The 11,561-nt window shown below is 71.5% G+C and carries 2 protein-coding genes; both read left to right on the forward strand.

Annotation, left to right across the window (positions count from 1 at the left end; translation table 11 throughout):
* Window positions 1-10 precede the first annotated feature (10 nt).
* Window positions 11-2,434, forward strand: coding sequence for a non-ribosomal peptide synthetase (locus tag ABD901_RS57300; RefSeq protein WP_345144603.1), 2,424 nt, complete (start codon window positions 11-13; stop codon window positions 2,432-2,434).
* Window positions 2,431-11,561: amino acid adenylation domain-containing protein (locus tag ABD901_RS57305; RefSeq protein WP_345144602.1), on the forward strand; the 9,131-nt coding region annotated here is incomplete at its 3' end. The genes ABD901_RS57300 and ABD901_RS57305, both read left to right, overlap by 4 nt.

Raw genomic sequence — 11,561 nt, forward strand, 5'->3', positions numbered from 1 at the left:
GGGTGTGTCGATGTTCATGACGTTGCTGGGTGCGTTCACGGTGCTGCTGCATCGGTACTCGGGCCAGGACGACGTCGTGGTGGGTACGCCGATCGCGAACCGGAACCGGGCCGAGATCGAGGGCCTGGTCGGGTTCTTCGTCAACACGCTGGTGCTGCGCACGGATCTGTCCGGCGACCCGACGTTCGCGGAGCTGCTGGGCCGGGTCCGGGAGCGGACCCTGGCCGCGTACGCCAACCAGGATCTCCCGTTCGAGCAGTTGGTCGATGCGCTGGACGTGGGCCGGGACCGGTCGCGAACGCCGCTGTTCCAGGTTTTGTTCAACTACCTCAGCGCCGACGACCGCGCCGGCGACCTGCCGACCATCTCCCGCGACTCCACCGACGCCCCAGTCCTCTACGACCTGACCCTCGTCATGGCCGACTCGGCCGACGGGCTGCAGGGCGGCGTCGAGTTCGCCACGGCGCTGTTCGACGAGGCGACGATGCACCGCCTGATCGGCCATCTGCAGCTGGTCCTGGCTGCGGTGACGGCCGCTCCGGATGCGGCGTTGTCGGGTCTGGCGCTGGTGTCGCCGCCGGAGTTCGTGACGCCTGCTCCGGTGACCTGGGACGGCATTGGTGGTGTGCACGAGCTGATCGCCGGCTGGGTGGAGTCGGATCCGTCCGCGGTGGCGGTGCAGGCCGGCGAGGTTTCGCTGACGTATGGCGAGTTGTGGGATCGGGCGGGTCGTCTGGCGGGGTGGTTGCGTTCGGCTGGTGTGGGCGCCGAGTCGGTGGTCGGTGTGGCGGTTGAGCGTGGTGTCGATCTGGTGGTGGCGGTGCTCGGGGTGTGGCGGGCGGGTGGCGCGTATCTGGCGTTGGATCCGGGTTATCCGGTGGATCGGTTGGCGTTCATGGTCGCCGATGCTGGGGTGGGTGTGCTGGTCGGGCATCGTTCGGTGGCGGCGGGGTTGGCCGGTTTGGTGCCGGTGGTGTGCTGGCTCGACGAGCCGATTCAGGCCGCACCGGTTGAGGTGCTGCCGGTGGTGGCGGGTCAGGCGGCATGTGTCATCTACACCTCAGGTTCGACGGGTGTGGCGAAGGCTGTGGTTGTTCCGCACGCGGTGTTGCTGGGTGTGCTCGGCGGTTGGATGCGGTCCCACTTCGGTGCGGGTGAGCGGTTGCGGTGGTTGTCGGTGGCGAGTGCGAGTTTCGATGTGTTCACCGGTGACGTGGTTCGTGCCCTCGGTTCGGGTGGGACGTTGGTGTTGGGTGCGGTCGGGTTGCAGTTGTCGGTGGCGGAGTGGTGTGCGGTGTTGGTGGGTCAGCGGGTGGAGGCGATGGAGGTTGCTCCCCGCTACGCCGATGCGCTGGTCGCGCATCTAGAGGACACCGGGGTGGTGTTGGACGGGTTGCGGCTGCTGGTCGTGACCACCGATGTGTGGCGGCTCGAGGCGGCGGCCCGGGCTCGGCAGGTCCTGGATGCGCGGGTGTTGACGGCGTATGGGGTGACTGAGGCTGGTATCGATTCGACGTTTGCCGAGCCGGGGGGTGGGGTTGGTCCGGCGCCGGTGGGTGGGGCGTTGCCGGGGACCCGGTTGTATGTGCTGGACGCGTTCCTGCGGCCGGTGCCGATCGGGGTGCCGGGCGAGTTGTTCATCGGTGGTTCCGGCGTGGCGCGTGGCTATCTGGGTCGGGCGGAGTTGACGGCGCAGCGGTTTGTTGCGGATCCGTTTGCGGGTGGTGGTCGGTTGTATCGGTCGGGGGATGTGGTGCGGTGGCGGGCCGATGGAACGTTGGAGTTCTTGGGGCGTAATGACGCGCAGGTGAAGGTGCGTGGGTATCGGATCGAGCCGGGCGAGGTCGAGCAGGTCCTTCGCGGGCATCCGGAGATCAGCGATGCGGTGGTGGTCGCTGATGAAGGTCGGGAGCGGCTGATCGCGTACGTGGTGCCGGGGGTTGTGGAGGGGTTGCGTGGGTGGTTGCGGGAGCGGTTGCCGGAGTTCATGGTGCCGTCGATGTTCCTCGACCTGGCCGCGCTGCCGCTGAACCCCAACGGGAAGGTCGACCGGGCCGCGCTCCCGGCGCCGGACGGCGTGCGGCCTGGCCTCGCCGGCGAGTACGTGGCGCCGCGCGACCCGGCCGAACAGCTCATCGCCGAGATCTGGACCGACGTGGTCGGCCTCGACCGTGTCGGCGTACACGACAACTTCTTCGAGCTTGGCGGCCAATCGCTGCTGGCGATGCGGGTCCTGGCCCGGATCCGGACGGTGTTCGACGTGGGGCTCCCCCCGGCCGACCTGTTCGACCGGCCGACCGTCGCCGGGCTGGCCGAACTGGTGGCGGAACAAATCCGGGCCGAGATCGAGCAGATGCCGGATGACGAAGTGCTTCGATCCTTGCAAGATCCAACCCGGACGAACCTGGCTGACGAGGACGGTGCCACGCGATGACGATCTCCTCTTCGGAGCTGCTGAGCCAGCTGGAGGGCCGCGGCGTCCACCTGTATCTCGCCGACGGCCAGCTGCGCGCGGTCGCCGGCAAGGGGGCGCTGACCGCCGAGCTCGGTCGGCTGATCCGCGACCGGCGGGACGAGCTCATCGAGCTGCTCCGCGGCCGGCAGGACGAACGCGCCGCCGGCCGGGAGGCGCCGATTCCCGTGGCGGACCGCGGCGGTCCGCTGCCGTTGTCGTTCGCGCAGCAGCGGCTTTGGTTCCTGTCCCAGATGGAGCCGGACTCGGTCGAGTACAACACGCCGATCCGGATCTACCTGCGGGAGGCGCCGGACATCGCGGCGCTGACCGCCGCGCTCGCGGCGCTCGTGCAGCGGCACGAGGTGCTGCGGACCCGCCTGGCCGCCGACGCGGACGGCGAACCGCGGCAGCTGATCGACCCGCCGGCGGCGTTCGACCTGCCGCTCGTGGACCTCTCCGCGGAGCCCGACCCGGCGTCGGCCGCCGAGGAGTGGGCCGCCGCCGACGGCCTGCTGCCCTTCGACCTCGCGGCCGGCGCGCCGTTCCGGGCGACGCTGCTGCGGGTCAACCAGCGCGAACACGTGCTCGCCGTGGCGAAGCACCACGCCGTGAGCGACGAGTGGTCCGACCGCGTCCTGCGCGACGAGCTTGGCCGGCTCTACGAGGCCTTCAGCGCCGGGCGTCCGGCGCCGCTGGACGAGCTGCCGGCGCTGCCCGTGCAGTACGCGGACTTCGCCGCCTGGCAGCGCGCCCGGCTGACCGGCGAGGTCCTGGCCGGCCAGCTCACCTACTGGCGCGATCGGCTCGCCGGCGCGCCGGTCCTCGACCTGCCCACCGACCGGCCCCGCCCGCCCGTGCGTTCCACGGCCGGCGCGGTCGTGGAGTTCCGGGTGCCGCCCGCGGCCGCCGAGGGCCTGCGGGCCATCGCCCGGCGGGCCAACGCCTCGATGTTCATGACGCTGCTCGCGGCCTACGACGTGCTGCTCGGCCGGCACGCGGGCCAGGACGACGTGGTGGTCGGTACGCCGGTGGCGAACCGGACCGACGTTCGGCTCGAGGGCCTCGTCGGCAACTTCATCAACACCCTGGTGCTGCGCACCGACCTGTCCGGCGACCCCACCTTCGCCGAGCTGTTGGACCGCGTGCGGACCACGACGCTCGCGGCGTTCGACCACCAGGACCTGCCGTTCGAGCGGCTCGTCGACGAGCTGGCGACCGAGCGGGACCGGTCCCGCACCCCCGTGTTCCAGGCGCTGTTCAACTACTACGCGCGCGAGGACGAGCCGGACTCGGACGGCGATGACGCCGTCGGGGCGGAGGAGGTCGTCTTCGCCCGGACTGATGTCCGGCTGACGTTGTCGGATGAGGCGGGCCGGATTTCGGGGCGGCTGGAGTATGCCTGCGACTTGTTCGATCGGGTTCGGATTGAGCGTATGGCTGGGCATTTTGTGGAGTTGGTTGCCGCGGTGGCGGCGGATCCGGGGGTGCGGTTGTCGGGGTTGCCGCGGATGTCGGCGGCGGAGTGTGTGGAGATCGAGTCGTGGAGTGCGGTTGAGGTTGGGGTGCCGCGTCCGGGCTTTGTGCATGAGTTGTTTGCGGAGTGTGTGCGGCGTGCGCCTGGGGCGGTTGCGGTTCGGTGTGGTGCGGATGTGTTGACGTATGGGGAGCTGGAGGAGCGTGCGGTTCGGTTGTCGTCGTATTTGCGTGGTGTGGGGGTGGGTGCGGAGCAGGTGGTGGGCCTGTGTTTCGAGCGTGGCGTGGATGTGGTTGTGGCGATGCTGGCGGTGTGGAAGGCGGGTGCGGCGTATCTGCCGTTGGATCCGGAGTATCCGTTGGAGCGGTTGGCGTTCATGCTCGGTGATGCCGATGTGTCGGTGGTTGTGGGTGGTGCGGAGGCGTTGTCGGATCTGCCGGCGGGTCGGGTCCGGACGGTTGCCGTTGATGATCCGTTTACCAGCATGATGATTGCTGCGTCGCCGGATGTGGCGCCGGTTGGGGTTGTTGCGGGTCAGGCCGCGTATGTGATTTACACGTCGGGTTCGACGGGCCGGCCGAAGGGTGTGGTGGTTTCGCATGGTGGTCTGAGGAATTTGGTGTGGGGTCAGCGGCGGGCGTTTGGTGTGGACGTTGATGTGGTGCTGCAGTTTGCGTCGTTCGGGTTTGATGCGTCGGTGTCTGAGGTGGCGTTGGCGTTGGCGTGGGGTGGGACGTTGGTGGTTGCGGGGCGGGAGGAGCGTGCGGAGCCGCAGCGGTTGGCGGCGTTGGTGCGGGAGCGGGGTGTGAGTGTGGCGACGCTGCCGCCGTCGCTGTTGAGTGTGTTCGGGCCGGGTGATCTGGATGGTTTGGGCACGCTGGTGGTGGCTGGGGAGCGGTTGAGTCCGGCGTTGGCGCAGATGTGGGCCGGCCGGATGCGGTTGATCAATGCGTATGGTCCGACCGAGGTGACGGTGTGCGCGACGGCCGGTCGGTTGGCTGGGGATGCGGGGGCGCCGATCGGGTCGCCGATCGGGAATGTGCCGGTGTTTGTGGTTGATGACAATCTGGAGCGGGTGCCGGTTGGTGTGGTCGGGCAGTTGCTCGTCGGTGGGGTTCAGGTGGCTCGTGGGTATTTGGGGCAGCCGGCGCTGACGGCGGAGCGGTTTGTGGCTGATGTGTTTTCCGGGGATGGGTCGCGGTTGTATCGGACCGGTGACCGGGTGCGGTGGTTGGTGGATGGCCGGTTGGAGTTTGTGGGTCGTGTTGATGATCAGGTGAAGGTTCGGGGTTTCCGGATTGAGCCGGGTGAGATCGAGCAGGCGTTGTGCGCGCATCCGGATGTTTCGGCGGCTGCGGTGGTTGCGGATGGGCCGGAGCTGGATCGGCGTCTGGTGGCGTATGTGGTTGCGGGTGCGGCGAGTGAGGGTGTCCCGTCGACCACGCAGTTGCGGCGGTTCCTGGGCGGGCTGCTGCCGGAGTACATGATCCCGGGGGCGTTCGTCGAGGTTTCCGCAATTCCGCTGACCGCCAACGGCAAGGTCGACCGGGCCGCGCTGGCCGCCGTCGAGGTGCGTGCGGAGCGGGCCGAGGAGTTCGTGGCGCCGCGGACCGCGACCGAGGAGCTCCTCGCCGAAGTCTGGCTCGAGGTCCTCGGCGTCGAGCGCATCGGCGTGCACGACAACTTCTTCGAGCTCGGCGGCCACTCGCTGCTCGCCACCCGGGTCGTGTCGCGGGTGCGCAACGCGCTCGGCGCCGAGCTGCCCGTGTCCGCACTGTTCGACTCGCCCACGATCGCCGGCCTCGCCGCGCTCCTCGACGACGGCGCCGACGGGCACACCGTGCCGCCGATCGTGCCGGTCGGCCGGGACGAGCCGCTGCCGCTGTCGTTCGCGCAGCAGCGGCTGTGGTTCCTGGCCGAGCTGGAGCCGGACTCGGTCGAGTACAACACGACGCTGCCGATGTACCTGCGCGGCGACCTCGATGTCGAAGCGCTGACGGCGGCGCTGGCGGCGCTGGTCGCGCGCCACGAGGTGCTGCGCACCCGGCTCGTCGCGGACGCCGATGGTGTACCGCAGCAGATCATCGATCCGCCGTCGCCCTTCGCGCTGCCGGTCGTCGACCTGACCGTCCACGCCGATCCCGAGGACGCCGCCGAGCAGTGGCTCTCCGGCGACCGCGCGACGCCGTTCGACCTTGCCCGCGGCCCGCTCATCCGGGCCGCCCTGCTGCGCCTCGGCGCCGGCGAGCATGTGCTGGCGCTGTCCATGCATCACGTCGTCGGCGACGAGTGGTCGACCACCATCCTGCGCCGCGAGCTCGACGCGCTGTACGAGGCGCGGCGGACCGGCCGGCCGGATGCGCTCGAGCCGCTGCCGGTGCAGTACGCGGACTACGCCGTATGGCAGCGGCGCTGGCTGTCCGACGAGGCCCTCGGCGCGCAGCAGGCATTCTGGCGCGACCGCCTCGCCGGCGCCGCGTCCCTGGAGCTGCCGGCCGACCGGCCCCGCCCGGCCGTGCGGACCTCCGACGGCGCCGTCGTGCACTTCCAGGTCCCCGCCGACGTCGCCGACGGCGTGCGGGCCGTGGCCCGCTCCGGCGGCGCGTCGATGTTCATGACCCTGCTGGGCGCGTTCACGGTCCTGCTGGGCCGGTACTCGGGCCAGGACGACGTCGTCGTCGGCACGCCGGTGGCCAACCGCAACCGGGCCGAGATCGAGGGGCTCATCGGGTTCTTCGTCAACACTCTCGTGCTGCGCACGGAGCTGTCCGGCGACCCGACGTTCGCGGAGCTGCTCGGCCGCGTCCGGTCGGGGACGCTGGCCGCGTACGCCAACCAGGACCTGCCGTTCGAACGGCTGGTGGACGCCCTGGGCGTCGAGCGCGACCGGTCCCGCACCCCGCTGTTCCAGGTGCTGTTCAGCTACGTCGCCGACGGCGCCGGGACCGCGGACGAGGCCGGCGACGGCGGCGCCGCGGACGGCGCGGTGTCCCCGCCGCAGGCGCTGCCGGTGAAGTTCGATCTGGCGGTCGGCCTGAACGAGGCCGGCGGCGGCCTGGCGGGCTCGGTGCAGTACAGCACCGCGCTGTTCGACGCCGACCGGATCGTGCGGATGATCGGCCACTTCGTCCGGCTGCTGTCCGCGGTGGCGGCCGACGCCGGGGCCCGGCTGTCGTCGCTGCCGATGCTCACCGAGGCCGAGCACGCCGACCTGGCGGCGTGGAACGACACCGCCCCGGCGGCGCCCGCCGCCGGCGGCGTGCACGAGCTGATCGCCCGGCGGGCGCGGCAGAACCCGGGCGCGGCGGCGGTGCAGTGCGGCGACGCCCGCCTGTCGTACGGCGAGCTGGACGACCGCGCCGGCCGGCTCGCGCACCGGCTGCGCGCCGCCGGGGTCCGGGCCGAGTCGCTCGTCGTGCTGTGCGCCGAGCGCGGGGTCGACCTGGTGGTCGCCGCGCTCGCCGTGTGGAAGGCCGGCGGCGCCTACCTGCCGATCGATCCGGACCAGCCGTTGGACCGGCTCTCCTACATCCTGGCCGACAGCCGCGCGACCGTGCTGGTCGGGCACCGCCGCGCCGCCGACGCCCTCTCGGCCGCCGTGGACACCGCCGTCTGGCTCGACGACCCCGAGACCTACACCGGCCCGGCGCTCGCGGCCGTGCCCGCGCGGCCCGGCCAGGCCGCCTACGCCATCTACACCTCCGGGTCGACCGGCCGGCCCAAGGGCGTGGCCGTCACCCACGACAACCTCGTCGCCTTCCTCGCCGCCATGGGCGAGCGGCCGGGCCTCGCCGCCGGCGACACCATGCTCGCCGTCACCACGCTCGGCTTCGACATCGCCGGCCTGGAGCTGTTCCTGCCGCTGGTGAACGGCGCCCGGGTGGTCGTCGCCGAGCGCGAGACCGCCCGCGTGCCCCGCGCGCTGGCCGCCGAGCTGGAAAGCACCGCCGCGACGGTACTGCAGGCCACGCCCGCGACCTGGCGGATGCTGCTCGACGACGGCTGGGCGGGCGCATCGGGACTGCGCGCCCTGTGCGGCGGCGAGGCGCTCACCGCCGACCTCGCCGGCGCGCTCGCGGCCCGCACCGGCGAGCTGTGGAACATGTACGGCCCGACCGAGACCACGATCTGGTCGTCCTGCGCCCGGCTCACCGCGGGCGACGACGTCACGCTCGGCGCGCCGATCGCCGGCACCGCCCTGCACGTCCTGGACCGCTCGCTGAGCCCCGTCCCCGTCGGCGTCCCCGGCGAGCTGTTCATCGCCGGCGCCGGCGTCGCCCGCGGCTACCACGGGCGGGCCGACCTCACCGCCGAGCGATTCGTCGCCGACCCGTTCGCCGCCGGCGGCCTGCGGATGTACCGCACCGGCGACCTGGTCCGCCGCCGGCCGGACGGCAATCTGGAGTTCCTGGGCCGCTCCGACCACCAGCTGAAGATCCGCGGGTTCCGGATCGAGCCCGCCGAGATCGAGGCCGCGCTGCTGGCGCACCCGCGGGTCGGGGCCGCGGTCGTGATCGCCGACGGCGACGACACCGATCGCCGCCTGGTGGCCTACACCGTGCCGGCCGACGGCGTTCCGGCGGCCCCCGGCGACCTGCGGACGTTCCTGCGCGGCCGGCTGCCGGACTACATGGTGCCGGCCGTCTTCGTCGAGCTGACGTCGCTGCCGCTGAACACCAACGGCAAGGTCGACCGCGCGGCGCTGCCGGCGCCGGAGCGGGGCCGCGCCGACGTGGCCGAGGACTACGTGGCCGGCCGCACACCCACCGAGGAGCTCCTGGCCGGCATCTGGGCCCAGGTCCTCGACGTGCCGCGGGTCGGCGTGCACCACAACTTCTTCGCGCTGGGCGGGCACTCGCTGCTGGCCACGCGCGTCATGTCGCGGATCCGGGCCGTGTTCGACGTCGAGGTACCGGTGGCGGCGCTGTTCGACGCCCCGACCGTGGCCGGGCTGGCCGCGGTCATCGAGGGCGCCGCATCGGGCCTGACCGCCCCGCCGATCGTGCCGGTGGACCGGCGCGGCCCGCTGCCGCTGTCGTTCGCGCAGCAGCGCCTGTGGTTCCTCGCCCAGTTCGAGCCGGAGTCGGCCGAGTACAACACGCCGATGTCGATCCCCCTGGGCGGCGACCTTGACGTGGCGGCGCTGGCGGCGGCGCTGTGCGCCCTGGTAGCGCGGCACGAGGTGCTGCGGACGCGGCTGGTCGCCGGCCCGGACGGGGTGCCGTACCAGGCGATCGACCCGGCGCCGGAGCGGTTCGAGCTGCCGGTCGTGGACGTCTCCGAGGAGCCGGACCCGGCCGCCGCGATGCGGGCGTGGGTAGCCGCGGACGGACGGGTGCCGTTCGACCTGGCGGCCGGGCCGCTGTTCCGGGCGACGCTGGTGCGGGTCGCCGCCGACGATCATGTCCTGGCGCTGGCGATGCATCACGTGGTCGGCGACGAGTGGTCGAGCCGCGTCCTGCGCGACGAGCTGGCCGCCCTGTACGCGGGCGCGGAGCTCCCGGCCCTGCCGGTGCAGTACGCGGACTTCGCGGTGTGGCAGCGCCGCTGGCTGTCCGGCGAGGTCCTGGAGGGCCAGCTCGGGTTCTGGCGGGAGCGGCTTGACGGGCTGCCGGTGCTGGAGCTGCCGACGGATCGGCCGCGGCCGCCGCTGCACTCGAGCGAGGGTGCCGCGCTGGAGTTCACCGTTCCGGCGGACGTTGCGAGCGGGCTGCGGGCGGTGGCTCAGGCCGTCGGCGCGTCGATGTTCATGACGATGCAGAGCGCGCTCGCGGTTCTGTTGGGCCGCTACTCGGGTCAGGAGGACGTCGTGGTCGGCGCGCCGATCGCGAGCCGGAACCGGGCCGAGATCGAGGGGCTGATCGGGTTCTTCGTCAACACGCTGGTGCTGCGCACGGATCTGTCGGGTGATCCGACGTTCGCGGAGCTGGTGGGCCGGGTGCGGGAGCGGACGCTGGCCGCGTACGCGCACCAGGACCTGCCGTTCGAGCAGCTGGTCGATGCCTTGGATGTGGACCGGGACCGGTCGCGTACGCCGCTGTTCCAGGTGCTGTTCAACTATCTGCCCGACGGCGGGGAAGCGGACCCGCAGGAGCTGCTTGTGCCGCGGGTGGTGCCCGCCAAGTTCGATCTGTCGGTCGTGCTCGCCCCGTCGGGGTCGGGCTTCGTCGGGTCGGTGAAGTACAGCACGGTGCTGTTCGACGCGGAGCGGATGGTGCGGCTGGTCGGGCACTTCGTGGAGCTGCTGTCCGCGGTGGCGGCGGCCCCCGATCGCCGGTTGTCGCTGGTGGCGGTGCTGGCCGGCGCGGAGCGGCGGCAGCTGGAGCGCTGGAACGATACGGCGGCTGTGTTGCCGGCGGTTGGTGGTGTGCACGAGCTGATCGGTGAGCGCGTCGCGGCGGATCCGCACGCGGTGGCGGTGCGGTGCGGCGATGTCGTGCTGACGTATGGCGAGTTGTGGCGGCGTTCGGGGGTGTTGGCCGGGTTCTTGGCTGGTTCGGGGGTGGGTCCGGAGTCGGTGGTGGGGTTGTGTTTGGGGCGGGGTGTGGAGTTCGTGGTCGCCGTCCTGGCCGTGTGGCGGGCGGGTGGTGCGTATCTGCCGCTGGACCCCAACTATCCGGTGGAGCGGTTGGTGTTCATGGTTGCCGATGGTGGCGCGTCGGTGGTGCTGGGCCAGCGGCCGGTGGCGGCGGAGCTGGCGTCTGCTGGTGTGGCGGTGACGTGGTTGGAGGACGTGCCGTTGGACGGCGCGGACGCGATGGTGTTGCCGGCGGTGGTGGGGGATCAGGCGGCGTATGTGATCTATACGTCGGGTTCGACGGGTGTGCCGAAGGGTGTGGTGGTTGCGCATCGTGGGTTGCTGAATTTGGCGGTGCAGCTGGGTCCGGTGTTCGGGGTGGTGCCCGGCCGTGTTGCGTTGCAGTTCGCGGCGTTCGGGTTCGACGCGGCGGTGATGGACGTGGCGGTGGTGCTGTCCGGCGGCGGGTCGCTGGTGATTGCTTCGGGGGTGCAGCGGTCGGAGCCGGCGCAGTTGGCGGCGTTGATCCGGGCGGAGCGGGTGGAGGTGGCCAGTGTGGTGCCGTCGTTGCTGTCCCAGCTGGATCCGGACGAGGTTGCCGGGGTTGGTACGTGGGTGGTGGGTTCGGAGCGGGTCGGTGCGGATCTGGTGGGGGCGTGGGCGGGTCGTTCGCGGATGTTCAACGCGTACGGCCCGACTGAGGTGTCGGTGCTGGCGACGACGATGCCGTGTGGTGTGGGGGAGGTCGGTGATCCGCCGATCGGTGGTCCGTTGGGCAATGTGCGGGTGTTTGTGGTGGACGGGTTGTTGCGTCCGGTCCCGGTTGGGGTGCCTGGTGAGTTGTTGATCGGTGGTGTCGGGTTGGCGCGTGGGTATGCGGGTCGGGCGGAGCTGACCGCGGAGCGGTTTGTCGCGGATCCGTTTGCGGGTGATGGTGGCCGGTTGTACCGGTCGGGGGATGTGGTGCGGTGGCGGGCTGATGGGGTGCTGGAGTTTGTGGGTCGGGCGGATGCGCAGGTGAAGGTGCGTGGGTTCCGGGTGGAGTTGGGTGAGGTTGAGGCGGTGTTGCGGGAGCATCCGGCGGTCGATGATGCGGTGGTGGTGGCGGATGGTGA

This window comes from Dactylosporangium darangshiense, assembly GCF_039537565.1.
Taxonomy (GTDB): domain Bacteria; phylum Actinomycetota; class Actinomycetes; order Mycobacteriales; family Micromonosporaceae; genus Dactylosporangium; species Dactylosporangium darangshiense.